The sequence below is a fragment of the Aeromonas sp. HMWF017 genome (genome assembly GCF_003061465.1).
GTDB lineage: Bacteria > Pseudomonadota > Gammaproteobacteria > Enterobacterales > Aeromonadaceae > Aeromonas > Aeromonas veronii.
Map to the genome: position 1 here is coordinate 1 of NZ_QAJD01000142.1, position 26,963 is coordinate 26,963.

The 26,963-nt window shown below is 59.6% G+C and carries 22 protein-coding genes; 8 read left to right on the top strand and 14 right to left on the bottom strand.

What is annotated here, in order from left to right:
* The 4 genes from yegD to malZ form a co-directional block, all read left to right on the top strand.
* On the top strand, positions 1 to 1,271 hold a 1,271-nt coding region (gene yegD, locus DBR30_RS14340), incomplete at its 5' end, for a molecular chaperone (RefSeq protein ID WP_108588396.1).
* A gap of 165 nt (positions 1,272 to 1,436) precedes the next feature.
* Complete coding sequence (locus DBR30_RS14345) at positions 1,437 to 1,853, top strand: META domain-containing protein (RefSeq protein WP_108542636.1); 417 nt, start codon at positions 1,437 to 1,439, stop codon at positions 1,851 to 1,853.
* Between the two features lie 88 nt (positions 1,854 to 1,941).
* On the top strand, positions 1,942 to 2,772 hold the full coding sequence (locus DBR30_RS14350; RefSeq protein ID WP_005355498.1) for an HDOD domain-containing protein: 831 nt from the start codon (positions 1,942 to 1,944) through the stop codon (positions 2,770 to 2,772).
* Positions 2,773 to 2,777: 5 nt separating this feature from the next.
* Positions 2,778 to 4,607, top strand: coding sequence for a maltodextrin glucosidase (gene malZ / locus DBR30_RS14355; RefSeq protein WP_108542637.1), 1,830 nt, complete (start codon positions 2,778 to 2,780; stop codon positions 4,605 to 4,607).
* A 131-nt stretch (positions 4,608 to 4,738) separates the two neighbouring features.
* On the opposite strand, the gene DBR30_RS14360 is transcribed toward malZ, so the two are convergent.
* From DBR30_RS14360 to DBR30_RS14395, 8 genes are all read right to left on the bottom strand, one after another.
* Positions 4,739 to 5,854: a class I SAM-dependent methyltransferase gene (locus DBR30_RS14360; RefSeq protein ID WP_108542638.1), complete on the bottom strand. Its 1,116-nt coding sequence runs from the start codon at positions 5,852 to 5,854 to the stop codon at positions 4,739 to 4,741.
* A gap of 102 nt (positions 5,855 to 5,956) precedes the next feature.
* Positions 5,957 to 7,300, bottom strand: a complete 1,344-nt coding sequence (locus DBR30_RS14365) for a DUF4910 domain-containing protein (RefSeq protein WP_258224439.1) — start codon at positions 7,298 to 7,300, stop codon at positions 5,957 to 5,959.
* Positions 7,301 to 7,302: 2 nt separating this feature from the next.
* Positions 7,303 to 7,704, bottom strand: coding sequence for a VOC family protein (locus DBR30_RS14370; protein ID WP_108542639.1), 402 nt, complete (start codon positions 7,702 to 7,704; stop codon positions 7,303 to 7,305).
* On the bottom strand, positions 7,694 to 8,458 hold the full coding sequence (locus DBR30_RS14375; RefSeq protein ID WP_108542640.1) for an AAC(3) family N-acetyltransferase: 765 nt from the start codon (positions 8,456 to 8,458) through the stop codon (positions 7,694 to 7,696). The genes DBR30_RS14370 and DBR30_RS14375 overlap by 11 nt, the downstream gene beginning before the upstream one ends.
* Positions 8,455 to 8,679: an acyl carrier protein gene (locus DBR30_RS14380; RefSeq protein ID WP_108542641.1), complete on the bottom strand. Its 225-nt coding sequence runs from the start codon at positions 8,677 to 8,679 to the stop codon at positions 8,455 to 8,457. Before DBR30_RS14380 ends, DBR30_RS14375 begins: the two co-directional genes overlap by 4 nt.
* A complete protein-coding gene (locus tag DBR30_RS14385) occupies positions 8,672 to 10,357 on the bottom strand; it encodes an HAD-IIIC family phosphatase (protein WP_181363592.1) in 1,686 nt (561 codons plus the stop codon). Before DBR30_RS14385 ends, DBR30_RS14380 begins: the two co-directional genes overlap by 8 nt.
* Positions 10,358 to 10,453: 96 nt before the next feature.
* Positions 10,454 to 10,987 (bottom strand): ATP--cob(I)alamin adenosyltransferase, encoded by a 534-nt coding sequence (locus tag DBR30_RS14390; protein WP_043821496.1) that lies wholly within the window; start codon positions 10,985 to 10,987, stop codon positions 10,454 to 10,456.
* 90 nt (positions 10,988 to 11,077) lie between these two features.
* Positions 11,078 to 12,220, bottom strand: coding sequence for a DUF5610 domain-containing protein (locus DBR30_RS14395; RefSeq protein WP_108542643.1), 1,143 nt, complete (start codon positions 12,218 to 12,220; stop codon positions 11,078 to 11,080).
* Positions 12,221 to 12,390: 170 nt separating this feature from the next.
* Here DBR30_RS14395 and trmA point away from each other — a divergent pair, with 170 nt between their 5' ends.
* The gene (trmA, locus tag DBR30_RS14400; RefSeq protein WP_108542644.1) at positions 12,391 to 13,524 is read left to right on the top strand and encodes a tRNA (uridine(54)-C5)-methyltransferase TrmA; all 1,134 of its coding nucleotides are present in this window, start codon (positions 12,391 to 12,393) and stop codon (positions 13,522 to 13,524) included.
* A 67-nt stretch (positions 13,525 to 13,591) separates the two neighbouring features.
* On the opposite strand, the gene DBR30_RS14405 is transcribed toward trmA, so the two are convergent.
* The 6 genes from DBR30_RS14405 to DBR30_RS14430 all read right to left on the bottom strand — a co-directional run bounded on the left by DBR30_RS14405 (position 13,592) and on the right by DBR30_RS14430 (position 23,476).
* The gene (locus DBR30_RS14405) at positions 13,592 to 15,325 is read right to left on the bottom strand and encodes a methyl-accepting chemotaxis protein (protein ID WP_108542645.1); all 1,734 of its coding nucleotides are present in this window, start codon (positions 15,323 to 15,325) and stop codon (positions 13,592 to 13,594) included.
* 51 nt (positions 15,326 to 15,376) lie between these two features.
* Entirely contained in the window at positions 15,377 to 16,387 is a 1,011-nt protein-coding gene (mglC, locus tag DBR30_RS14410; protein WP_033136342.1) for a galactose/methyl galactoside ABC transporter permease MglC, read from the bottom strand.
* 16 nt (positions 16,388 to 16,403) lie between these two features.
* On the bottom strand, positions 16,404 to 17,924 hold the full coding sequence (gene mglA / locus DBR30_RS14415; RefSeq protein ID WP_042059543.1) for a galactose/methyl galactoside ABC transporter ATP-binding protein MglA: 1,521 nt from the start codon (positions 17,922 to 17,924) through the stop codon (positions 16,404 to 16,406).
* 52 nt (positions 17,925 to 17,976) lie between these two features.
* The gene (gene mglB, locus DBR30_RS14420; protein WP_042059495.1) at positions 17,977 to 18,963 is read right to left on the bottom strand and encodes a galactose/glucose ABC transporter substrate-binding protein MglB; all 987 of its coding nucleotides are present in this window, start codon (positions 18,961 to 18,963) and stop codon (positions 17,977 to 17,979) included.
* 256 nt (positions 18,964 to 19,219) lie between these two features.
* The gene (locus tag DBR30_RS14425; RefSeq protein ID WP_108541423.1) at positions 19,220 to 22,279 is read right to left on the bottom strand and encodes a beta-galactosidase; all 3,060 of its coding nucleotides are present in this window, start codon (positions 22,277 to 22,279) and stop codon (positions 19,220 to 19,222) included.
* 189 nt (positions 22,280 to 22,468) lie between these two features.
* Positions 22,469 to 23,476, bottom strand: coding sequence for a substrate-binding domain-containing protein (locus DBR30_RS14430; RefSeq protein ID WP_042059491.1), 1,008 nt, complete (start codon positions 23,474 to 23,476; stop codon positions 22,469 to 22,471).
* A 202-nt stretch (positions 23,477 to 23,678) separates the two neighbouring features.
* Here DBR30_RS14430 and galE point away from each other — a divergent pair, with 202 nt between their 5' ends.
* From galE to galK, 3 genes are read left to right on the top strand one after another with little or no spacing between them, the layout of a single operon-like run.
* Entirely contained in the window at positions 23,679 to 24,692 is a 1,014-nt protein-coding gene (galE, locus tag DBR30_RS14435; protein WP_108541424.1) for a UDP-glucose 4-epimerase GalE, read from the top strand.
* Between the two features lie 60 nt (positions 24,693 to 24,752).
* Positions 24,753 to 25,811, top strand: a complete 1,059-nt coding sequence (locus tag DBR30_RS14440; RefSeq protein WP_108541425.1) for a UDP-glucose--hexose-1-phosphate uridylyltransferase — start codon at positions 24,753 to 24,755, stop codon at positions 25,809 to 25,811.
* Positions 25,808 to 26,956 (top strand): galactokinase, encoded by a 1,149-nt coding sequence (gene galK / locus DBR30_RS14445; RefSeq protein WP_108588397.1) that lies wholly within the window; start codon positions 25,808 to 25,810, stop codon positions 26,954 to 26,956. The genes DBR30_RS14440 and galK overlap by 4 nt, the downstream gene beginning before the upstream one ends.
* Positions 26,957 to 26,963 lie beyond the last annotated feature (7 nt).

The following is a 26,963-nucleotide window of genomic DNA, read 5'->3' on the forward strand; positions in this document are numbered from 1 at the left end:
ACCATCTGGGCGCGGGTGACCACGGGGCCACGCAGCTTGAGGTACTCCGCCTGCTGGCCGAAGGGCTGGCCCCCGCCCAGCAGGCGGAGTACCTCAAGCTGCGTGGCCCCGTGGTCACCCGCGCCCAGATGGTTCGCCGCCAGATGCGCGAAGAGGGACTGATCGACGAGCTGAGCTTTGGCGGTGCCGCGCTGGAGCGCTATCTGGAAGAGCCGGACGACGGCTACTACATCAAATCGCCGAAATCCTTCCTCGGTGCCTATGGCCTCAAGGCCCCCCAGATCGCCCTGTTTGAAGACATCGTCTGCGCCATGATGCTCCATGTCCGCCAGCAGGCGGAGCAGCAGCTCGGCGCTCCGATCCGCCAGGCGGTGATCGGCCGACCGGTCAACTTCCAGGGTCTGGCGGGGGAAGAGAGCAACCAGCAAGCTATCGCCATCCTGACCGAGGCGGCCCGTCTGGCCGGTTTCGAGCAGGTGGAGTTCCTCTACGAGCCGGTGGCCGCCGGGTTTGAATTCGAGGCGCGCCTCACCGAAGACGCCGTGGTACTGGTGGTGGATATCGGCGGCGGTACCACCGACTGCTCCATGCTGCGGATGGGCCCCAGCTACCGCGATCAGCTGGATCGCAGCGGCGATCTGCTCGGCCACAGCGGCCAGCGGATCGGCGGCAACGACTTCGATATCCGCCTGACGGTGGAGGGGATGATGCCGCTGCTCGGCATGCACGAGACCCTCAAGACCGGCAAGCCGCTGCCCCACCCGCTGTTCTGGGATGCGGCCGCCATCAACGACGTCAGCGCCCAGAGCCGCTTCTACAGCCTCGACACCGCCCGCCAGCTGCAGGATCTGCAGCTCGACAGCCAGCCCGGCAGCAAGCTGGGACGTCTGGCCAGCCTGCGGGCCCACAAGCTGAGCCACCAGCTGGTATGGCGTGCCGAGCAGGGCAAGATCGCCCTCTCGGAGCAGGAGCTCAATCGCCAGTCGCTGGCCGAGCTGGAAAAAGGGCTGGAAGCGGAGCTGACCCGCGAACAGCTGGCCAACGCCTCGGCCCTGCTGCTGGAGAAAATTGGCGAGCTGATGGACGAAGCGATTGCCGCCGCCGGTGTGCAGCCGGATCGCATCTTCGTCACCGGCGGTAGCGCCCGCTCGCCGCTGATCGCCAGCTTTATCCGCCAGAAGCTCCCCTCCATCCCGCTTGAGGGTGGCGATGACTTCGGCTCGGTGGCCGCCGGTCTCGCCCGTTATGCCGAGCGGCTGTTCGCCAACTGAGCCCTGAGATAGCGTAAATCGATGGCAACATCCCCAAGGTGTTGCCATTAAGCGACAGTCATGCGGGGCAAGGGGCGACAGAAGCGGTCGGTCGTCCCCTCTCCCGCCCTGCTCCCGACTGCCCAAAAAGGGTATTCTTGACGCTCCCCCAACCGGAGCCCCCTCATGCCCAGATTGCCCTTTTTGCTGATCCCCCTGTTACTGCTCGCTGGCTGCAGCTCGACCACCTTTGTTCAGCAAGATCTGCAACACCACCACTGGGTACTGAGCAAACTGGATGGCCAACCGATTGAGGCCCCCCGCGACAATCCCCCAGATTTCGAGATCGGCGAGCACTTCACCGTCAACGGCATCGCCGGTTGCAACCGCTACTTCGGTCAGGGCCATCTGGAAGATGACAAACTGTGGGTCACCAGTCTGGGCAGCACCGAAATGGCCTGCATGCCGCCGCTGGACACCATAGAGCAGGCCGTGCTGACTACCCTTACCGAGGGGGCGACCCTGAGCGGCACCAGTCAGAACCTGATCCTGCAGGGCAAACAGCACCGTTTGGAATACACCTTGCGCGACTGGGTGTTCTAGCGCTCACAAAGCCGCATCACAAACAGGAACATGTTGTCCGGCTGTGGCACAATATGAGGCAGAGTTCGCAACGGAGGCTGCCTCAGCCATGTCGATGGATCGCCTGTTTGACAAGATCAAACAACTCCCCACTATTCCCAAGCTGCTGCACGAGTTGATGCAGAGCTTCAACGACGAGAATGCCCGCATCGACGAGATTGCGGCCAAGATCGCCATGGATCAGGTGATCAGCGTCAAGGTGCTGCGGATGGCCAACTCGGCCGCCCTGCGCCGGGGCAACGAAGTGACCTCCATCGAACAGGCGGTGATCCGGCTCGGCTTCAATCGGCTGCGCTCCGTGGTGGTCGCCTCCGGCATCATCGGCACCTTCAAGGCCCCGCCCAGCTTCGACAAGAACAAGTTCTGGACCGAGACCTTCCAGGTCGCCACCATCGCCAAGACCCTGGCCCAGGAGGCCAAGGTGATGGATCCCGAGACCGCCTTCACCTGCGCTCTGATCCACAACATCGGCGAACTGCTTATCCAGAGCACCTTGCCGGAAGAGGCCGAGCTCATCAACATGGCGATCCAGAACGGCAGCAGCCGGGTCGAGGCACAGCGGGAGATGCTGGGTTACGACTACGCCCAGCTCGGTGCCGAGCTGGCGCGGCGCTGGAACCTCTCCGAGGCCTTCGTCGATGCCATCTCCCAACAGCTTGACCCGCTCTCCCACGATCCGGTCAGCAAGGAGGCGGTGCTGATCCGCCTGGCGGTCTTTATCTCCTTCGCCTGGAACGCGGGCGTGCCTGCCCAGGCCATCATCGCCCGCTTCCCCAAGCCGCTCGCCGACCAGTTGGGACTGGATCCCAAGTCGCTGGCAGGCCAGCTCGAAACACTGCATGAACAGGGTAATGCCCTCGCCGATCTTCTCACTCAATAAGCATCATGACCCATCCGTTTCTGTTTCATCCCCAGGTGGCGCCCTGGTTCAAAGAGAGCGCCGACGCCCTGCAATTGACCCTTTTTAGCGAGCTGGATACGCCGATCCGCGAGGTTTGGCTGCGCCACGAGCCGGATAACGAGGAGTACCTGATCCCGATGACGGCGGTCTCCACCCGCGATCGGCTGCAGGTATGGCAGGCGACCCTCCCGCTCATCAAGGGACAGGATATCCACCTCTACAGCTTCAAGTGCCTCACCGACGAGGAGCAGTGGTGGCTGCACGGGGCGGGCGTCAGCGCGTCCATGCCACCACGGGAGCAACATTTTCGCTTCAACAGCCTGCACCAGCCACCGGCCTGGGTGCAGGATCAGGTGTTCTACCAGATCTTCCCCGACCGCTTCTGCAACGGCGATCCGTCGCTGAGCGTCAAGCATCACGAGTACGAGTACCGTGGCAAAGCGGTGATCAGCAAGGCGTGGGGCGAGCCGGTAAGCCGTCATGAAGAGGGCCACGGCGCCTGCGAGTTTTACGGTGGCGATCTGGCGGGCATTGATGCCAAGCTGCACTATCTGCAATCTCTCGGGGTGACGGCGCTCTACCTCAACCCCATCTTCGATTCGCCGAGCAACCACAAGTACGACACCCAGGACTACTTCAAGGTGGACGCCCACCTCGGCAGCAACGAACAGTTCGCCGAGCTGACCCGCAACCTGCACCAGCGCGGCATGAAGATCATCCTCGATGCGGTGGTCAACCACACCTCTACCGAGCACCCCTGGTTCTGCCCGCCACTGGGCGCCCAGAGCAACCCGGACTCCCCGTGGCGCAGCTTCTACACCTTTGATAAAGAAGGGGATTACGTCAGCTGGAAGGGCATTCGCAGCCTGCCCAAGCTCGACTTCTCCTGCGAGAAGGTACAGGACGCCGTCTATCGGGCCGATGACGCCATCCTCCGTTACTGGATGCGCGCCCCCTACCAGATCGATGGCTGGCGCTTTGACGTCATCCACATGCTGGGCGAGCGCGGCACCGCCGAGGGCAATCGCAGTCACGTGCGCGCCATTCGCGGGGCAGTGAAGCAGGAGAACCCGGACGCCTATGTGCTAGGCGAACACTTCTTCGAGGCGAGCCAGTGGCTGCAAGGGGATCAGGAGGATGGCGCCATGAACTACTACGGCTTCGCCCACCCGGTCCGCGCCTTCCTGGCTGGCAAGGACATCGCCTACCACCCCATCAAGATCAGTGCCGAAGAGCTGGATCGCTGGCTCAAGCTGGCGCGGGCCCACATCCCGTTCAAGAACCAGCTGGCCCAGTTCAACCTGCTGGACAGCCACGATACCGCCCGTTTCCTCTATCTGCTGGGCGAGGACAAACAGCGGATGCAGCTGGCCGCCACCCTGCTGCTCACCTATATCGGCGTGCCGTCCATCTACTACGGCGATGAAGTGGGGCTCTCCGGCGGCAACGATCCGGACTGCCGCCGCTGCTTCCCGTGGGATACCACTGACTGGGATCACGTGCTGCACGACCACTATCGTCGGCTGATCCAGATCCGCCGCCAGCGCCCCTCCCTGCGCCGTGGCGATATCCAGACCCTCTACGCCGGGCCCCACAGCTATGTGTTCGCCCGTACCCTGCAAAGCGATCAGGTGGTAGTGGCCTGCAACCGCCATCCGAGCGAGCCGCGCACCATCAGCCTGCCCCTGTGGCAGACCGCCAGCCCCGCCAGCCGCTTCACCGACGCCTTCAACGGCGAGAAGTTTGAAGTGGTGCAGGGCGAGGTACAACTCACCATCCCGGCCAACTCGGCGAGAGTACTGCTGTCGAGCTGAACAATCGAGGTTATCAAATACATGGCGGGCTATATCCCGCCATAATTCCCAGTAGACCGAAATATCCTACCAGTAAATTCAAAATTATTTACTACACGTCATTCGGACAATCTGCCCCCCTGCACCTTTAATCAGGCATCACTAAACACTTCCACATGTTCATAAGTGATACCGTGAGATTTCATTGTCTCAAATATCTCTTTATAAAAGCTTGAAGCAATTACAAGGTTGCTGACACGCTTATTACTGATCGTCTCGAAATAACTCACATTGAGATTAACACCGGGAATAGTACAGTCGGCCTTACTCTTGTCACCATCAACGACAATGATCTCGGTATTGTCCAAAATGTCTTTCTCGACTCCGTTCAGCAGAATAACTGACGCAGAACCGGCCCCCCACCAAACGACACGGCCTGCTCTTCTGAGAAAATCATTGACTCTGCTGCGAGATGCATCGCACCGCTGTTTGAAAATCGATAGATTCTCAATATAACTGACTTTATCAAAGGCCGTTTCAATGCCATTGAAACGTGTATTTTCAGCCTTGACAAAAACGACCCTCAAACTGTCATTTTCAACACAGTGATATATTATTTTGAGATTATTATCACGGGCCAAAACTTGCATGAAGTAGATGTTATAGTAGAAAAGGTGCTGTACATGGAAGCCTCCGAAATCAGGGACCTCAATGACAATCCTTCCTGTATCATTCAATGTTTCCGACATTAATTTAAAGATGGAAAAGGGATCTTCAAAATGCTCAAAAACATGCATAAGATAGTAACCATCTACCTTATCCTGAACATGGCATGCATTAAAATAGCCTTTTATCACTTTAAGCCCCAAGTCCTTCGCAATATCGGCTTGGGGGCCAGGCTCAATTCCTGTCACATTGGAAAATCCGTTCTCTTTAAGTTTTTTCAGCAAATAGCCTTCTGAACAACCAATTTCATATATTTTTTCATCTTTACAGAAATGACTTGTGATGGTACCAATCATGCCGTCATACTTGGAAGATCCGATATTATTAAGCGGAGAAATATATAGATAGTTGTCATATATTTCCGTTAGTTCTTCCGATGATAACTTCTTGGATGCAAACCCTACCAGGCAATCCTTGCAGGCACTGACCTGCAATTCCGATACTTTTACTTGGAAATTACCAGAGTACGCAGATAAAACGGCTGGCATTGTGCGTTCAAGGAAAACCAATGTATTATCACTGTGACAATATGGACATCTCATGATCCTCTCCTAAAGATATGTTCAGGATTGATGAAACAAGGTTGTTCGAACGAGTTGTCTCTGGATTTTCATCCATCACATCATGCAACGAAGTACCTCTTCTCAACGACGACTACATCTGCGTAGAACACCTGCATCGATAAGCTTTTTAGCCAAGGGCTCGACCCGCCAAAATGGTACTTTGATGATCTCGGCAATCTCAAAAAGGCTCAGATGGCCATCGCTGTACGCCAGCAAGTTCATCATGTCCTTTACCTGCTCGCCGGAATCACGTGTAGACAGATTCGGATAGAGGCCACGTCGTCCCAGTTGGGGCTCGCCCAATACGGTGGCCTCACAACAATCATCCAACTCCAGACACTCGATCGCTCGCCGCAGCGCCAAGAAGCTATCCGCAAGGCCCCTTGGCGTAACCAGGGCAAGGTCATCTAACGAAGTGTGATATTCAGCATAACAACCGTATTTGCTACGCATAATTGTGGTGACTGGCAGGTCTATTCCAGGGGCACATAGCTGACGTTCGTTAGAGCCCCGGTCAAGATAGCTATACGCCATATAATCAGGTGCAATATGCCCCAAAACATGGCGTCCAATACGATCAGCCAAGGAATTCCCCTGCCTGGACGGTAAGAACGAGTAACACCTCTCGTCCCCCATGCAGGTCAGATTAAAACCTGCCAACGTATGAGACTTGAGGTGCTCCAGATGACGAGAGAGATAAACGATAGCTCCGATCGTTTCTGGAACAAGCATCAATCGATAGCTATAACGTCGCTTGGGCAAGGAGGCAAGCCAAGCCATCAGAAACACCCCGATGCCTGGGCCAGACAACTCGTTGTTGGCCATGGAGGGATGGCAAACATAGCTGGATAACAAGATCTCCTCCTCACTCTCCCCAGGTAGCACCCACTCTGCATAAGTCAGTGAGCCCGGTTGCAAACTGGTATCGATCACTACCTCATAATTTCCTTCCTGCAACACTTCTCGCACATTATGGGGTAAGCAAAAGCCCCAACGGCGCTGGTAATAAGACGTGATATAGGGGATAGCATCCGGCAGTTCGGGCAATGAATGCAGATATGGCTGTAATTCTGCCAGTGACAGGGTACAACGCACCGGCTCAGAATAACCAACCAGATGCAAGTTGCTGTCCTTGAAATCAACGACCTTGTGTCCGTCAGGCCCTACGATATAAGCCTGCTTTACATTCCACTCATCGGGCACTGTCCAATCGAAGCATGTGGTCCCGCTTTCCACCTCATGGATGATCAAATCAGGCAAGCAGTGCTGCCGGATCAAGGACAGTGTTTGCCGAACCCCCTCACCAGTCAGGCTACGATTGAGTGGAAAAAGTAAGGTTAAAAATCGATGCAGTTGTTCACCGAGCTGAGCCTGATCGTCCCAGTCTGTGGGAAGATAACCAGCGGTATGCATCTGTGTTGTCATTGTCACGCAACGTCCTCAATCAGCTCAACAATATGGCCCAAGGGGCTGAGAAAAAACTGGACATGAGCCCCTCCAAACGCCACTGCAGGTTGGCTTGGCCCAAGGGGAAGATGACGTTGTTCGCGTAGTCTGGTGGCACCCTCCTGCAGACTTTGTACACGATAGGCGAGATGGTTGATGACATTACGCCGGGTCTTGATCACCTGGGTCACAGGGCTGTCCTCACCGGCAGGGGCGACCAGTTCGTAACACAACCCATGCTCATCGTGCACAAACTGCACCCAGACTCCCTGCAGCGGATCTTCCACCGCAACCGAAAAGCGGCTCAGCCCCAACACGTCGCGGCAATAGGCCACACCACTCGCCAGGTCCGGCACCACCAGTCCGATGTGATCAAACTGCATGGGACTCTCCTCCCGCCCGGATCAGAGCGTATGGTGCCGACGCCAGCAACTCGCTGGTAATCTGGATAAAGTCACGGCACGAGACCGCCCAGACTGGCACCCGCTGACACAGCGTCTGGCGCCAGGCTCCCCGCTCCTGAAGAAGAGCCACCAGCCGGGAGAGATCGATCTCGCTGGCCAGCGACAAGTCGCGTACATAATAATCCGCCTGCCACTCCCGCACTCCACCATCGACGCACACCTGACCCGCAAACCCCTTGTGATAGCGGTAGGAAACGGCCAGCCGCTGCTCCACATAGTGGGTGAAGGTGATGCGGTCAGGGTGACAACCCAGCCCCAGCAGCCAACCGTCCTGCTCTTCCAGCCAGCCAAACGGGCTCTCTTGGCCGAAGCAATCGTGGCACTCTCTAGCGACCAGCGCAGATCCCTGCGGGCCGCTAATCGCTATGCTGAAGATAGGATCCAACGTGCGCACAACGCCTTCGCGCAGCCGGAACAGCTCTGTCATCAGCCCCACCTTGCTCGGTGTCTGCACAGGATCAAAGCACTCTCCTGTCATCGGGCTGTAACTAAAAGTCGGCACCAGCAGGTGCCCCCCCAGCCACTGTTCGAGATATGCCCAAAAGGCCGAAATACCCGCAGCGTTGCCCATACCGGCAAACTGGGCCACCACCATGGCATCCGAGTGAACCATCAGGGCGACGCCTCTGGGTATCCCCAGCTCGGTGAGCGCCTGCTCGAGAGCCTGCTTCACACAGCAACCCCTTTGCTCAACAAGGCTTGCTGGATCTCGGCCAGACTCTTCAACTCGGTCAGCTCATTCGGTTCGAAACGAACGCCATAGTGCTGCTCGATCAGTAACAGAAGATTGAAATGGCCCAGAGAATCCCACTCTGGAAAACTTCCTAGCGCTGAATGCGCGTTGACATTTGCCTGAGGAAACTGCCGGCGTACAAGCAAAATAAGGTCATTCATTGGTATAAAACTCCAAAAACGGGAGAGAAAGAGAAGTCAGATCCAGACTAAGGAATACCTCATCCGTCAGCGGTATCAATCCCACTGGAATGGTTATCGGCCGAGTTGGCAGATTCGCCAGAAAATCCCGTGCTGGCAAGTTGCGTTCCGTAGTAACCAAACTAATGACCAGCTCGGTCACATTCTGCGCCAGCAACCGATCAACCAGTTGGGCCAGCAGCCAATATTCAAAGCCACGCCCCAGCACACGACAGCTGATAGCCAAGGTGTCCAACAGCACTCTTCCCTCATCGAGCGGACGCACCACCAGCAGGGCAGTCATGCCGTGATCGGCAAACCTGTCCCGCAAGCTGGCCAGCCAGACCTCGCAGCCCTCGGCGGCCAGCCGGGCCAGCTCAGCAGCCTGATAACGACGGGAAGATAGGTTGAACTGATTGGTCTTCTGACTGAGCTGTTCGGCTCGCAACTGGTTGCCAGGGGATAGCGACTGCCAGTTGGCGTGTAATGCCAATTGCCGCAAGAAAGCACACTCATCGCCCAGTTTCCTCCGTACAGCCTCAGCCTCAGCCTTTGCTTGGTAGGAACGCTGCCGCAAGCCATCATCCCGGCTGCTCGGGTGGCGACTACACAGGGCTGGCAGCGTCATCAGGGCATCCGGCCACGTCCAAAGGTCGGCTGGGGGGGTGACTACCATCACCTCAGGGCAGTTGGCCTGCACCTCGGCCCGCTCCAGCTCGCTGTCATCCCAAAATACCAGGCTATCCAACCCAACATTGAGTTGCGTGGCCAGCCGCCTCAGCCCGCGGGATTTGGGCTCCCAGCCGATCTCGGCAGCAGCGATATGCTGACGTGTCAGCACCATGCCCGGATGCCCATCAAAAAGTTGCCACACATCGTCCGCCATATTCTTGGAGCAGAGCGCCAACACGATGCCCTGCCCGTGCCAATGACTGGCCGCCTGCTGGAAGGCCTGATAGAGCCGGCCCATTCCGTCCTGTCCCAGCAGGACGCCGCCGACACCGTCTTCGCCAACCACGCCGCCCCACAAGGTATTGTCACAGTCGAGCACCAGCACCTTGTGGGCGGGTCGCTTCAATCGCTGCAGCAAGGGTAGAATCCACTGCGCCAGGCTGGCCAAACCGGCCATGGAGAAGGGGCATGACATCAGATAGTGGTTGCGCCGATCGAAGCAGTGCTGGCGGCCATACTGTTGCAGCCAGAGCGGCAGGTGCAGGTCGTCCAGGCCGGGTTGCTGCTGGCGCAGGCGGGCCATCTGCAGCTCAAACGCACTGGCCAGCGCAGCGAGCACGGCAGGGGCCGGGCCATAGGCGGAGAGCGGGGCATGGCTGCAGGCCCCCACCAGCACATGATCCTGCGGGCGGCGCTGCAGATGCTGCAACAGAGGCAAGCAGAGCGCATCGACGAAAGCGGCGGCCGCCAGCTGCTGCTCGTCCTGCGTCAGACGACCCCACTCCTGCAGGGTCTGAGCGGGCACCAAATCTTCCCACAGCCAGATGATGATGTGAGTTTGCGAATTGGCATCGATGCCCTGATTCATTAAGGTCTGCAACCACTGGCCATAAGGTGCAACCTGCACCTCGTCATATTCAGCCAGAGTCCGCCAGGCAAAATTGCCCGGCATCAAGAACGAACTACCACAGAGATGAATCATTCTAATGACCTCCCTATTGTGTTACCGGAACCATACCGAGTACGAGCACATGAGACTATCGTGTTTAAACCTCATGAAAAACAAAAGCTTTTTCTGCCACCATCAGTAGTTGATGCTGACGTAGGGCACTTCCGGCACCTGCCAGCGCTGCTTGAGGTAGACGGTGAGCACGAAGAAGAAGTTGGCCAGCAGGTTGGCGAAGCGATAGAGAATGGGATCGAAGGCCACCCCGCTCTCTTCCAGCCTGACCAGCAGCCGCACCACCTTCTTGCTGCCACAGCGGCACAGATGGAGGGTGGGAATGGGCTGCGGCCCCTGCGGCAACACGAAACCGGTGACGCTGCCGCGACTCGCCTCGTTATAGTGGTCGTAACGGGCCTTGAGCCACTCAAGATCTGCATCGAAGATCCCCAGCTTGCCGCGTACCGAGCCGTTTAAGTTGTAGATAAGTCGCTGCAACGCCGCGAGATCCGCCAGCATGGGCTCGGTATCGGCATCCGGCGCAAGGTGTGACAACACGGCCCCGACCTGACAGCAGAGCTCGTCGGTGGCGATTTCAAAATCACATTTGAGCGAGGTTTCGAAGATAAAGGGGTAGCAGAGCTCGCGCTTGTCTCTTGGCTTCTTGGGGTTCATGGGGCAACCGGATGGGAGAAAAGGCCAGTTTGCCAGCCCCGGGAAGGGCTGGCAAACGGCAGGTTATGGCTTGGGTTGCACGCTGGTGGCTCAGACGCTCTTGCCGGCAGGTTCGGTAGACGGCTGGAACTGGCTGATCATCCGCAGCGCCTCCAGCATCCGCTGGTTGAAGCTGGTGAAGCGATCGACCTGCAGCGGGTCCTCTTCCCCTCTCGCGGCCAACACGGCCGGGGTCAGCGCCTGTTGCTGGGATGGTGGCAGCAGGCTATCCGCCTGTTTCTGCACCTGATCCAGCTTGGGCAGATAGTCGGCAAACGGCTTGATGAGATCCTGCAGGGAGTGAGCCCCCTGATAGGTCTGGCTCAGCTTGACGCTCTGCTTGAGCTTGAGGGAGTAGGAAGCCAGCTGGCTGTCATCCAGTTTCAGCTCGCTCGCCTTGTCCAGCAGATCCTCGAAGTTGCCGGAGAAGAAGTTCCCCGCCAGCTCGTCGATCCCCTTGACCAGCTTGCCGATGGACTCCATCTCGTCGCTGTTGAGATCCCCCTCCAGCGAGAAGCTGAAGCTCTGGCTCGACTTGAGGCTGAACTGGCTGCCGCTCTCGCCGCTCTGGGACTTGGTCTGCCAGCTATCGTTGAAGCGCAGCACCACCTTGTCGCCATCCTTGGTCTGGATTTCCAGATAGCCCTGCTGGCGGCTGGCCATCTCGGCCTGCCCCATGTCGGTCGGGGAGACCTTGCCGAAGAACTCCTTCTCGAACTCCTCGAGCCCCTTCTGGATCAGCTTGTAGCTCTGATCGATACCGGTCTTGATATCCTCGTTGTCGGTCGCCCACTTGCCGAGCTGTTTTTTTGCCTCGCCAAAGCCCTTGTCGATCCCCTTGCGGGCCTGTTCCATCATCCCGCTCAGGTCGTCATCGGATTTACCATCGGCCCGCTCAGTACCAAGCCGCCCGGTCACGAACTGCAGCACGTTGTCCGCCACCGACTGGAAGTCGAACAGGGTCTCAGGGGTGATCTCCTCAGGCTCCTTCATTTTGGGAGCCTGATAACCCTGGCCGTTGATCTCCAGCGAGAACTGCAGCGCCTGCTGGATCAGCACTTGCGCCCACTTGGGCGGCTTGTGCAAGGAGACCTCCTCCTCGCTCTTGACCTGTTTCGACTCCGCCTGTTGCGGCGATTTGGGAGAAACACCCACTCCCTTGGGTTGGGCCGCGCCCACGCCTTCGATTTGCATAATGTGTCCTCCCACCATGCCTGTAGATCAGCTATCGGCCTGACTGAACACTTCTTGACCACAAAATACTGGACAATCTGCCGCTGGCTTTTAAAATCGGGCCCCTTTGGGTGGCCTGTTGCCTTCCCCCGATTTCGACCCGGCCCGGCCGGTGTGTATGTGAGGTATTTATGACCCAGTCCCAACAGCCTTCCGCGAACGCTCCGGCGCCTAGAACCGCGGCCGACTATCAGGCCCAACTCGACGAAAAGAGCGCTCGCCTCACCGAGCTGTTTGCCGGCTTCACCCTCCCGGCGCTGGAAGTGCACAGCTCACCGGCCGAGTACTACCGGATGCGCGCCGAATTTCGCATCTGGCACGAAGGGGATGACCTCTTCCACTGCATGTATGCCCCGGCGACCAAAGAGATCATCAAGATAGACCACTTCCCTACTGCCAGCCGCCTCATCAACCAGTTGATGCCGCTGCTGCTGGAGGGGCTGCGCCCGCACCCTGTGCTGCGCCGCAAGTTGTTCCAGATCGACTACCTCTCCACCCAGTCCGGCCAGATCATTGTCAGCCTGCTCTATCACCGCAAGCTGGAAGCCGAGTGGCAACAGGCCGCCGAGGCGCTGCAGGCAGACCTGCGCGCCAAGGGGTTCGCACTGCAGCTGATTGGCCGCGCCCACAAGCAGAAGATCTGTCTGGGGGATGACTTCGTCATCGAGCAGCTCAACGTGGCGGGTCGCCAGCTCACCTACAAGCAGGTGGAGAACAGCTTCACCCAGCCCAACGCCGCCATCAACGAGCAGATGCTGGCCTGGGCACTCGATGTGACCAAGGGGAGCGAAGGGGACCTGCTGGAGCTTTATTGCGGCAACGGCAACTTCTCCATCGCGCTGGCGCAGAACTTCCACAAGGTGCTGGCCACCGAGATCGCCAAGCCGAGCGTCGACTCCGCCCAGTTCAACATCGCCGCCAACGGCGTCGACAACCTGATCATCCTGCGCATGTCGGCCGAGGAGTTCACCATGGCGATGCGTGGCGAGCGGGAGTTCAACCGCCTCAAGGGGGTCGATCTCAAGAGCTACCAGTGCAACACCATCTTCGTTGACCCGCCCCGCGCCGGTCTCGATGATGCCACCGTCAAGCTGGTGCAGGAGTACGACAACATCCTCTACATCTCCTGCAACCCCGAGACTCTGCAGGCCAACATGGCGGTACTGGGCGAGACCCACGAGATCGCCCGTTTCGCCCTGTTCGACCAGTTCCCCTGGACCCATCACATGGAAGCCGGGGTCTATCTGCGCCGCAAGGCGGGTTGATTCAGGCAGACGGGAAAACAACAACAGGGCCGGATGGCCCTGTTTTGTTATTGGCTCAACATCGGCCTCACTCCAGCCGGAAGTGGCCCACAATCTCCCGCAGCCGGTCGTAGGTCTGCCCCATCGCCGCAGAGCTGGCCACCGTTGCTTCGCCATTGTGGGTCAGCTGGCGGATCACTTCGGCGATGGCGCTCATGTTGCGGTTAATCTCTTCGGCTACCGCACTCTGCTGCTCCGCCGCCGTGGCGATATGGCTGATGAGATCGTTGATCTCCACCACTTCTCCCGCCATCAGATCCAGCGACTCGTTGACCTTGGTGGTGTTCTCGGCCGCCCCCTGACAGCTCTGCTTGGTGTTGCCCATGGCCTCCACCACAGTCCGGGTGCCGCGCTGCAGGCTGGCCAGCATGGTCTGGATCTCGGCAGTGCTCTTCTGGGTGCGGGCCGCCAGCGAGCGCACCTCGTCCGCCACCACCGCAAAGCCACGGCCCTGTTCCCCGGCGCGGGCCGCCTCGATGGCGGCATTGAGCGCCAGCAGGTTGGTCTGTTCGGCAATACTGCCGATCACCCCGAGCACTGAGCCAATCTGCTGCACATCCTGCTGCATCGCTTCGATGGAGCGAGCTGTCTCCTCCACCTCGTCCACCAGCGCCATCACGCTGGCCATCGCCTGATCCACCACCTGACGGGACTGGCTCGCCAGCTGCTGGCTCTGACCGGTGAGCTGGGCTGTGCTGGCCGCACTCTCGGAGACGGAGACCGCGGTGCGGCTCATCTCGTTGATGGCGGTCACCACCTGCTCGGTCTCGCGCACATGGTCCGCCAGCAGAGACTGAGCGGCGCCGGTCTGGTTGGCCAGCCCCTCGATGCCGCTGTTGAGCTGGCCGCTTGCCTGCCGCACCTCCCCCATCATCTCCTGCAACCGTTCGATAAAGCGGTTGATCCCGGCCGAGATCTGGCCCAGATCATCCTTGCTGGTTACCGCCAGCCGGCGAGTGAGATCGCCGCTGCCACGGGAGAGCTCCAGCACCAGATCCCGCAACGAGACAATGGGTCGATAGGCCACATTGAGCGCCAGCATCGCCAGCACCATCACCACGATCGCCACACCAAGCAGCGCCATGATGATCTGGCCATTGAGGGACCGGGTCATGGCACGGATGTAGTCAAGATCGATATAGCCGGTCAGCGTCCAGCTGCTGCCGCGAATATCCAGCTGGTTGGGGCGCGCTTCGCTCTCCCCTTGCGGCTTGCTGTCATAGAGGCTGTTGCCCTGACTGTCGGCCAGCGAGAAGTAACGGCCCTCGCCACTCATCTTCTCCAGCAGGCTTTTGAACTCGCTCATGTCGAGGTAGTAGAGATAGGCGGAATCGGCACCGCGCGGCACCAGAATGGTGATGACCGGTTTGCCATCCACCTGTTGCAGCGGGCTGACGGTGATCTGGTTGTTGGCGGCGGGGATCAGCTTGCGCAGCGCATCGACCCTGGCGCTGTCGTTGATGACTCCGCTCACATCGAAGGCCATGTCGCCGATCACCTTGACGATGTTGTGAAAGCCGGTCTCTTGCAGGGTCTTCTTGACGTTGGTCACCCCGAAGTTGAGGTTGGCGGCCAACAGGATTTTCTGATTGATGTCGCTGGCCAGCTTCTCTTTGACCAGGGTGATCTGCTCGTTGATGTTGTGGGTGGCCTGAGTGCGAATGTAGCCACTGATGAAGTGGTTGACGCTGAGCCCGGCGGTGCCGATGGTGACCAGAATGGCCAGTAGCAGCAAGAGGTAAATCTTGACCTTGAATGGCATGGGTTCCCTCCAGAAGAGAGGGCTGGCAGCGCCAACCCTCCCTGCCAATCGTTATTTCTTCTTGGCGTACTTCATGGAATCCAGTGCCACCGCCAGAATGATGATGCCGCCCTTGATGATGAACTGCCAGTAAGGGCTGACCCCGATATAGGTCAAACCATAGTTGATCAGGGTGAAAATGAGTACGCCGGTGATCACACCCGCAACCGTCCCCACCCCGCCAGCAAACGACACGCCGCCCACCACGCACGCCGCGATGGCATCCAGCTCGTACATGAAGCCGAGGTTGTTGGTGGCGCTACCGATACGACCCGCTTCCAGCATGCCACCGAAGGCGTAGAACACCCCCGCCAGCGCATAGATCATCACCAGATTGACCGCCACGTTGACGCCGGAGACCTTGGCCGCCTCGGGGTTGCCGCCGATGGCGAAGATGTTTTTGCCAAAGCGGGTCTTGTTCCACAGCACCCAGACAAAGACGCTGGCGATGGCCGCATAGAAGGTGAGATACGAGAGCTTGAATCCTCCTATCCGGATAAAGCCCTGCGCGAAACTCGAGAAGCGGGGATCAAACCCGGCCACCGGCGAGGCGCCCACCGAGTCAAAGTAAAGGGAGTTGATGCCGTAGACGATGATCATGGTGCCCAGGGTGGTAATGAACGGGGTGACGTTCAGGTAGGCCACGATCAGACCATTGACCAGACCGATCAGCGCCCCCACCACACACACCAGCAGGATCACCACCGGAATGGGTACCTCTCCCAGCGTCGGGAACACCTTGTTGACGTTGGTCAGCGCCTGCAACATGGTTGCCGCGATGAGTGCCGCCAGACCGACCTGACGACCGGCCGAGAGATCCGTCCCCTGGGTGATGATGATGCCAGCCACCCCCAGCGCGATGATGACCCGCACCGAGGACTGGGTCAGGATGTTGCTGAAGTTGGTGAGGCTCAGGAAGGATGGCTCCTGGATCACGATGACCATGAGCAGCACCAGCAGCACCAAATAGATGGCGTTTTCCTTGAGCGCCTGCATCAGATTGAAATTTTTAGCCGACTCCATAAATGTCTTCCTGTCTCTAGAGGTACAGAGATGCCAGGCGCAGTATCTCGCTCTGGTCAGTTTCTTTGGTATTGACGATCCCGGCGACCCGGCCATTGCTCATCACCATGATGCGGTCGGTGATCCCCAGCAATTCCGGCATCTCTGACGAGATGATGATGATCCCTTTGTCCTTCTTCGCCAGCTCCAGGATGAGCTGGTAGATCTCGAACTTGGCCCCGACGTCGATGCCGCGGGTGGGCTCGTCGAGCATCAGGATCTCCGGCTGGGTCAGCAGCCAGCGACCGATGATCACCTTCTGCTGGTTGCCCCCGGAGAGGGAACCGATCTGGGTCTGCTGGGTCGGCGTCTTGACCCGCATGGAGTCGATGACCCACTGGGTATCGCTCTTCATCTTGTTGTCGCTGAGCAGCCCCATGGAGCCTTTGTAGCTGTCCATGTTGGCGATCAGGGAGTTGAAGGCGATATCGAGCCGCGAATAGATACCGGTGGAGCGGCGCTCTTCCGTCACCAGCGCAAAGCCGTTGCGGATCGCTTCGTGGGCGTTGTGGTTGGCCACCTCTTTGCCGTGCAGCTTGATGCTGCCCTGGCTGCGATCGCGAATACCGAACAGGGTCTCGACGATATCGGTACGTTTGGCCCCCACCAGTCCGGCGATGCCGAGGATCTCCCCCTTGTGCAGGTTGAAGGTCACATCCTGAATGGAGGGCTGGTTCTTCGCCGTCAGGTGTTCGATCTCGAGGATCACCTCTTTCGGCTGGTTGGTTTTTTCCGGGAAGCGCTGGGTCAACTCACGGCCGACCATCATCCCGATGATCTGATCCATGGTCATGCCCTTGAGCGGCTGGGTCGCCACCCACTGGCCATCCCGCAATATGGTGATCTCGTCACAGAGCTGGAAGATCTCCTCCATCTTGTGAGAGATGTAGACGATGCCGCACCCCTTCTCCTTCAACTTGTTGATGATCTTGAAGAGGTGGTTCACCTCTTTCTCGGTCAGGGAGGAGGTGGGTTCGTCCATGATGACGATCTTGGCGTCGTAGGAGAACGCCTTGGCGATCTCGATCATCTGCATCTGGGAGACCGACAGGGTCGCCACCTTGACCCGCGGGTCGATGTCGATGTCGAGCTCATCGAAGATGCGCTTGGTGTCGTCATACATCTTGCCGTGGTCGATAAACCACCCTCTGGTGGGGTAGCGACCGAGCCACATGTTATCCATCACGGAGCGCTGCAACACCAGGTTGAGCTCCTGATGCACCATGGAGACGCCATTTTCCAGCGCCTCTTTCGAGGAGGTGAAGTTGATCTCCTGCCCCTTGAAGAAGATCTTGCCCTGATCCTTCTCGTAAATGCCGAACAGGCACTTGAGCAGGGTGGATTTCCCCGCTCCGTTCTCGCCCATCAACGCATGCACAGAATGAGGACGGACCCGTAAATTGACATTATCGAGTGCCTTGACGCCGGGAAAGCTCTTACTGACGTCAATCATCTCCAACAGCCATTCTGATTGTTGCTGTGTTGTCATATCAGCCATCACATCTGGTTGAAAAAAGGGCAAGGGGATCTCCCTTGCCCTGGAGGGGGAATTACTCGAATTGGGACAGGTTGTCTTTATCCACACCAACGTAGGCAACGCGCACTACCTTGTTGTCGATCTTCCAGTTGGTACCTTCACCGGCCGGTTTGCCTTCAGCCAGGTTTTTGGTCAGCTCGAAGGTGGCTTTGGCCTGGTTGGCCGCATCGTTCAGCACGGTACCGGCCATGGCACCGCTCTTGACCATGGCCAGCGCTTCCGGCAGCGCATCGACGCCGAATACCGGGATATTGCTCTTGCCCTGGGCTTTCAGTGACTCGACCGCGCCCATTGCCATGCCATCGTTGTTGGCGATGACCACTTCGATCTTGTTGGCGTTGGGGCCGGAGATCCAGGCGTCCATCTTGTCTTTGGCCATGGCGGTATCCCACATACCGGTATCCATGTGCAGCTGATCAGTCTTGACGCCGCCATCGTTCAGGGTCTTGATCACGTAGGAGGTACGGGCTTCCGCATCCGGGTGGCCCGGCTCCCCTTTCAGCAGCACGAACTGGATCACGCCATCCTTGTTCAGATCCCACTCCGGATGGGCTTTCCAGTGTTTGGCAATCAGCTGACCCTGGATGATCCCTGACTCCTTGGAGTCGGTGCCCACGTAGTAGGCCTTGTCGTAGCTGGCCAGATCGGTAGCGCTCGGCTCCTTGTTGTAGAAGACCACCGGGATATCTTCACCGCGAGCCTTCTCGATCACCACCGGTGCTGCTGCCGGGTCAACCAGGTTGATGGCCAGCGCCTTCACCCCTTTGGCCAGCAGCACGTCGATCTGGTCGTTCTGCTTGGACTGGTCGTTCTGGGAGTCGTTCATCAGCAGCTCCACACCCGGAGTGGCTGCCGCCTCCTTCTCGATGGCCTTGCGCACTACCGCCATGAAGTTGTCGTCGTATTTGTAGACGGTCACCCCGATACGGGTGTCAGCCTGGGCATTGGCGCCAGCCATCATGCCCATCAGCAGGGCGGCAACGGTCGTCAGTTTTTTCATTGTGTGTGCTCCGATGTATCTATCTGTTTGTTTGTAGGGTGGCGAGCAATTGAGCAAGCGCCAGTCAATGTAATCAGTTTGTTGTCATTTCTTCTGTGATCATGACGACAAAATGAAAACGATTACACTCTGTTACATTGAAGGTTTTATTTTATTTATCAATGACATAAAAATTAAATCCGAATGCGAGACTCAAACAATTCCACTGCATAGAGGCTAGTCGTTATCGCTCTGTTGTCAAAACGGTCCGACTGATTCAACCGAGAGTGCAACCCCAGCGGTAACGGCGCCCCAGCAACTGATACTCGGGACGCACGCTCTGGCTCCAGGAGTCATCGCCACCCACCCCCATGTGGGCGCCATCGAGGCAGACCCATAGCCCCTCTTCGGCCACCAGATCGCTCTGGTGACGGGCGGCGGCCAGCTGTTGCTGACTGAAGCGGCTGGCACTGAAATGGAAGCTGCCGCTCATCGCCGTGCAGCCCAACTGCAGCTGACGGGTATCGCAGCGCAAGCCGTTGTCGCTCGGGAAGATGTAAGGGGTGTGCATGGCCTCCAGCGGCAAACTCCAGCGCCCCAGATCGGCGCCCAGCAGGCGATCGGGATAGTTCTCGTGAGGGCCTCGACCCAGCCATTCGGCTCGCGCCGGTACTTCGGCCAGATGGAGTAGCAGACCGATCCGCGGCAGCGACGGCAACGCCTGCGCCAGCTCGCTCTCTATCTCCAGGCTCATGGTACCGTCGTCGGCAAAGCGGTGATGCCAGTGACTCACCAGAAGCAGCTCATCGTGGTGGAAGTAGCCGTGACTGACCCGGATATCCGCTCCGGCGACCAAGATCCTCAAACAGCGGTGTTGCCACTGACCGAGACCACATCCCTGCCAGCGAGCAATCCAGGAGCCAGGGTCGGCGTGATCCGCTTCGCTGGTGCCGATGTCGTTGTCCAGCGGCGCGCGGTAGAAGTGATCCATGATCGGCGCCAGCAGCTGCTCCTGCCCCGATTTTTGCCAACTGGTGATGCGACCGCTCTGCTTGTCGAGCCACCACTGGCTGTTTGCGGCAGTGATCCGCCAGCCATCCGGCTGCTCGCTCAGGGTGGCGGCAGCGGCAGGAGCAGGCAGAGCAAGGGGGGTCGGCAGGGTGAACTGCTGACGGGCGACCTTGTGATCCGCCTGCGACCAGAGGGTGGCCTGTGGCTGAACGATGGCCAGATCGAGCCAGGCCAGTGAGCCTGCCGCAAAGGCGGGCAGCGTCCCGGTCAGGGTCAACTCGACCACCCCTTGTGGCGCCAGCTCAAGGGAGATTTCCCCCTGCTGCTGCACATGGCCGTTCTCGCACAACTGCCAGCACAGCCGCTCGTTATCGGTTTCCCGGAACAGGTACTCGCTCTCGATCTGCACCCGCAGCGGGGTGTGCTCAAGCAGGGTGAAGCGGAACGGCTGCTGGGCACGCTTCGCCTCGCACAAGGCGGGATGGGGGGTACGATCCGGGAACAGCAGACCGTTGCAGCAGAACTGGCGGTCGTTTTGCAGATCGCCAAAATCGCCGCCATAGCCCCAGTAGTGACGGCCATCGGCGGTGTATTTGTCGAGCCCCTGATCGACCCAATCCCAGACAAACCCGCCTTGCAGACGCGGATGATCGCGAAACGCCTGCCAGTAGTGGGCGTAGCCCCCCAGACTGTTGCCCATGGCGTGGGCATATTCGCAGAGGATCAGCGGCCGGTGCTCGCCGGGCAGGCCGATCCACTTGGCCAGCGCCCACTTGGGCACCGCCGGGAAGGGTTGATCCTGATGGGTTCTGGCATACATGGGGCAGATGATGTCGGTGGCCGGGGTATCGGCCCCGCCCCCCTCGTACTGCACCGGACGGCTCGGGTCGCTGCGCTTGATCCAGCCATACATGGCATCGTGGGCCGGGCCGTAACCCGACTCGTTGCCCAGCGACCAGATGATGATCGAGGGGTGGTTGAAATCCCGTGCCACCATACGGGTCGCCCGCTCCAGAAAGGCGTTGCTCCAGGCGGGATCCCGCGCCAGCCGCCCCATGGGGGTCATGCCGTGGGTCTCCAGATTCGCCTCGTCCACCACATAGAGGCCAAGCCGATCGCACAGACGATAAAAATCGGGGTGGTTGGGATAGTGGGAACAGCGCACCGCATTGAAATTGTGCCGCTTCATCAGCAGCAGATCCCGCTCCATGGTGGCGCGATCGATGGCATAACCCTTGGCGGGATGGTGTTCATGACGGTTGGCACCGCGAACAAGCAGCGGCTGACCGTTGACCCGCAGCAGACCGCCACGGATCTCCACCACCCGAAAGCCCACATCGCACGCCTCGCTCTCGATGGCCTGGCCCTGCTCGTCCAGCAAGGTCAGGGTCAGACGATAGAGATGGGGCGTCTCGGCGCTCCACTTGCGCGGCGCAGCCACGTCGAGCCACAGCTCGGCGCGATCGTCGTAAGCCCCTTTTTCGTCAATGGCTTGGGTGCCAATCGGCTGGCGCAGGGTCGCGACCCGCTCGCCACCGTCATAGAGATTGGCCTCAACCGACAGACCGGTCGCATTGGCCGCCTGCAGTGCAATCTTGAGACGGCCATCCCGATAGCAGGCATCCAGCTCGGGGGTCACCCGCATATCCATCAGATGGCGGGCCGGTTTGTGCAGCAGGCTGACGGAGCGGAAGATCCCCGACAGCCACCACATATCCTGATCTTCCAGATAGGAGCCATCGGACCAGCGCAGCACCAGCACCGCCAGCCGGTTTCGACCGGCGTGCAGGTACGAGGTCAGATCGAACTCGGCGGGCAGGCGGCTGTCCTGGGAGTAGCCGACCCAGTGGCCGTTGCAGAACAGGTGGAAGGCGCTGCTCACCCCATCGAAAATGATCCGGCTCTGGCCGCTAGCCAGCCACTCTGCAGGGAGTTCGAACTCGCGGGAGTAGCAACCGGTGGGGTTCTCTGCCGGTACTCGCGGTGGATCGCAGGGGAAGGGGTACTTGATATTGGTATAGATGGGGCCATCGGTGAGCGGCCGCTCAGCCGGATAGGCGGCATCCAGCTGCCAGTTGCCCGGCACGGTAATGGGAGTGGCATCCACCAGATCCTGCGCCAGCCAGCTCTCGGGCACTAATTCGGGGGCGGCAAAGAAGGAGAAGCGCCACTCGCCATCGAGCAAGAGACGGGAGGAAGAGGCCAGATCACCTCTGGCATCCGCTTCGCTGCGCCAGCTGAACATGGGGGTATGGGCAGCCAGCCGGTTTACCGACGTAATGGCCTGAGTCTGCCAATCCTGACGCGCCACTATCTCCCTGAGCATTCACTCTCTCCCTGCTGATTGGAAAACGTATTCAGTCTAGAGAAGTATGACGCAGGGAACGGCGATCTCGCTCACACAGATGTAAACGATTACACTGAATTTGTTAAGTAAAGCGGAGTAAAAATGATTAAAAATAGGTAAAACAATAATTGTGCAAGAAACGGCCCCGAACAGGGCCGCAAAAGGGGGCTATCCGGCCCGAACCGGTGCCACCGAGTGGCGATTGATCAGGGTGGGGGTATAGATCCGGCTTTGGGTCGCTTCACTCTCCCCCGCCGCCAGCTGAATAGCCAGCTTGGCCGCCTGGGCCGCCATCAGCTCGATGGGATAGCGCATGGTGGAAAGCTTGGGGCGCAAGTATCTGGCATAGATGATGTCATCGAAGCCCACCACCGAGACCTCCTCCGGCACTCGCAGGCCGTTGTCCGCCAGCACGGAGATGGCGCCCGCCGCCATGGCATCGTTATAGGCAACCACGGCGGTCACCTTGAGCCCCTTGGCCAGCAGGTTGAGCATGGCACGCTCGCCCCCCTCCTCGTTCGGCGTGCCGCTCTCGATAAGCTCGGGATCGGCTGCCAGCCCCGCCTCCATCAGCCCATCCTGATAACCCTGCAGGCGCAGGGTGGCATCCTCGATGGCGTGATCCGAGCTGATAAAGGCGATATGGCGGTGGCCCAGCTCGATCAGATGACGGGTCGCCGTGGCGGCACCCAGCCGGTTGTTGAGGGCGATGCAGCGCCCTCTGAGGGCCGGAATATCGCGGTTGATCAGCACCATACCGGGCACCCGCATGGCGTAATCGCACAGTTCCTCGTCGCTCAGCGCCTTGCTGTGCACCACCAGCGCCTCGCAACGCTTGCCGATCAGCAGCTCGATCGCTTCACGCTCCTGACGCGCCTTGTGAAAACCGTTACCCATCAGCAGGTGGAGGTTCTGCTCGACGGCGATGCCGGAGACACCCTTCACCAGTGCACCGAAGAAGGGATCCGCCACGTCACCTACCACGACGCCCATGGTGTCACAGGTCTGGCTGACCAGAGCCCGCGCGTTGGCGTTGGGGGTGTAGCCCAGTTCGGCCATGGCCTTCTGCACCACTTCGCGAGACGCGGCGCTGGCCTTGGGGGAGTTGTTCATCACCCGTGAAACCGTTGCCACCGACACATTGGCCAAACGGGCGACATCCTTGATGGTGCTCATGCTGTTTTCACTTCTTTCACTGTGCAATAGAGCGCCATTATACCCAGCAAACCCATTGAAAACAGGGGTGAAATAAATATCTGCTGTCAGGATAATCACAAAAACAGTGTAATCGTTTACACTGTTTTGCAAGCAAGCTCACAGTTTGGTCGCCACACCCTCGGCTAGACTCCTTCCAGACACTTTTTCAGTGGAGAGCAAGATGAACGTTCTGGTCACCGGCGGTTGCGGATATATCGGCAGCCACACCTGTCTGGCCCTGCAAGCGGCAGGCATGAATCCCGTGGTGGTCGACAACCTCGGCAACAGCAAGCGCAGCGTGCTGGCCCGAGTCGCCGCCATCAGCGGCCAGCAACCCCTGTTCTATCAAGGGGATATTCGCGATGCGGCCCTGCTGGACCGGATCTTCGCCGAACAGCAGATCGACGCAGTGATCCACTTTGCCGCCCTGAAAGCGGTCGGTGAATCGACCCGCATTCCACTGGATTACTACGAGAACAACCTCGGCGGCACCCTCACCCTGCTGCAGGCGATGAAGCGGGCTGGCGTGCACAATCTGGTGTTCAGCTCATCGGCCACCGTCTACGGCGATCCCGCCAGTTTGCCGATCCGCGAGGATTTCCCCCGCAGCGCCACCAACCCCTACGGGCGATCCAAGCTGATCATCGAGGAGATCCTCGAAGATCTGCAGGTCGCCGAGCCGCACTGGAGCATGACCCTGCTGCGCTATTTCAATCCGGTCGGCGCCCACGAATCGGGCACCATGGGGGAAGATCCCCAAGGCATTCCCAACAACTTGATGCCCTATATCACTCAGGTCGCCATCGGCCGTCGCGACTGCCTCTCGGTCTTTGGAAACGATTACCCAACTGTTGATGGCACCGGTGTGCGCGACTACATCCACGTGATGGATCTCGCCGAAGGGCACGTCAAGGCGCTGCAGCACTGCGTTGGCAAGGGTGGCGTGCACACCTACAACCTGGGCACCGGTCAGGGCCAGAGCGTGTTGCAGCTGGTCGCCGCTTTCTCTGCGGCCTGTGGCAAGCCGCTGCCATTTCGCATCGAACCGCGTCGCCCGGGCGACATCGCCGCCTGCTGGGCCGATCCGGCCAAGGCCGAGCGCGAGCTGGGCTGGCAGGCGACCCGCAACATCGACGCCATGTGCGCCGACAGCTGGCGCTGGCAATCCGCCAATCCGAACGGTTACGAGGAGTAGGCCTGCCTACTCCCCGTTAATAAACGACTTTAATTTTCCATATCTTATTCAGGAGAGATGATGTTCAACCCCGTCGATCATCCCCATCGCCGCTTCAACCCGCTGACCGGCCAGTATGTGCTGGTATCACCCCATCGGGCCAAACGCCCCTGGCAGGGACAGGTGGAGAAGGTGAGTCAGGCCCCCAAGCAAGCCCACGATCCCGACTGCTTCCTCTGTTCCGGCAATACCCGGGTCACCGGCGACATCAACCCCGACTACAAGGGCACCTTCGTTTTTACCAACGACTTCGCTGCCCTGGTGCAGGATACCCCGGCCGCCGACAGCGCCAGCGATCCCCTGCTCAAGCTGGAAGCTGCCCGTGGCACCAGCCGGGTCATCTGCTTCTCGCCGGATCACGGCAAGACCCTGCCCGAGCTGCCGCTGCCCGCCATCGAGGGGGTGATCACCACCTGGATGGATCAGGTCGCCGAGCTGTCAGCCCAGTGGGAGTGGGTGCAGGTATTTGAAAACAAAGGAGCTGTCATGGGCTGCTCCAACCCGCACCCCCACGGCCAGATCTGGGGCAGCGACTTTCTGCCTAACGAGATCGCCCGCGAAGAGCAGCACCAGCGCGACTGGCTGGCCGAGCACGGCCGCCCCATGCTGCTGGAGTATGTGGAGCGGGAGCTGGCGGATCGCTCGCGCATCGTGGTAGAGACCGAGCACTGGCTCGCCGTGGTTCCCTTCTGGGCCGCCTGGCCGTTCGAAACCCTGCTGCTGCCCAAGGCGCATGTGCCCTCCATGTTGAACCTGACCCAGGCCCAGCAACAGGATCTGGCGGTGGCGCTCAAGGAGCTCACCAGCCGTTACGACAACCTGTTCGAGTGCAGCTTCCCCTACTCCATGGGCTGGCACTTTGCACCGCCCAAATCGGATTGCCCCGAGGCGTGGCAGCTGCACGCCCACTTCTATCCGCCCTTGCTGCGCTCCGCCACCGTGCGCAAATTCATGGTCGGCTTCGAGATGCTGGCCGAGACCCAGCGTGACCTCACTCCCGAGCAAGCCGCCGAACGGCTGCGCGCTCTGAGCCCCATTCACTACACCCAGACCAGCCACACCAATGAGGAGGCCCTATGACCCCCAGCCAACGCGTCAGCACCGTTTTTGCCGAGCAATTTGCCAAAGCGCCCGATCTGCTGGTGCGCGCCCCCGGTCGCGTCAACCTCATCGGTGAACATACCGACTACAACGACGGCTTCGTGCTGCCCTGCGCCATCGACTACGAGACCTGCGTCGCCATCGGCCTGCGCGATGACCAGCAAGTACAGGTGATCGCCGCCGACTACGACAACCAGCGCGACCAGTTCGACCTCGGCCAGCCCATCGAGCACCACGCCGACCAGCGCTGGAGCGACTACATCCGCGGCGTAGTGAAATATCTGCAAGAACGTGGTTATGCCCTGCGCGGCCTCGATCTGGTGGTCTCCGGCAACGTGCCGCAGGGAGCGGGGCTCTCCTCCTCCGCCTCACTGGAAGTGGCCATCGGGCAGGCCTTCAAAGAGGCGTTGGGGCTCGACATCAGCCAGGCCGAGATCGCCCTCAACGGCCAGCAGGCGGAGAACAAGTTCGTCGGCTGCAACTGCGGCATCATGGATCAGATGATCTCCGCCAGTGGCAAAACGGATCATGCCCTGCTGCTCGACTGCCGCTCGCTGGAGACCCGCCTCATCCCCATGCCGGCGGATCTGGCGGTGCTGATCGTCAACTCCAACGTGCGCCGCGGTCTGGTGGACAGCGAATACAACACCCGCCGTCAGCAGTGCGAAGCGGCCGCCCGTCACTACGGGGTCAAGGCGCTGCGCGACCTCGATCTGACCGGACTGGAAGCGGGCAAGGCCGGGCTGGATGATGCTTGCTACCGCCGCGCCCGTCACATCGTCGGTGAGAACGCCCGCACCCTGGCGGCCGCCGATGCGCTGGCGAGCCACGATCTGACCCGCCTCGGCGAGCTGATGGCCCAGTCGCACGCCGCCATGCGCGATGATTTCGAGATCACCGTGCCCGCCATCGACGGTCTGGTGGAGATCATCAAGGCCAGGATCAGCACCGATGGAGGCGTGCGGATGACCGGCGGCGGCTTCGGCGGCTGCGTGGTCGCCCTGCTGCGCCCGGAGAAGGTGGCCGAGGTGATCGCCGCGGTCGAGGCGGAGTATCCGGCCATCTCCGGCCTCAAGGCCGACTGCTACGTCTGCCGCGCCAGCGCGGGGGCGGGAAAACTATGAGCCCATT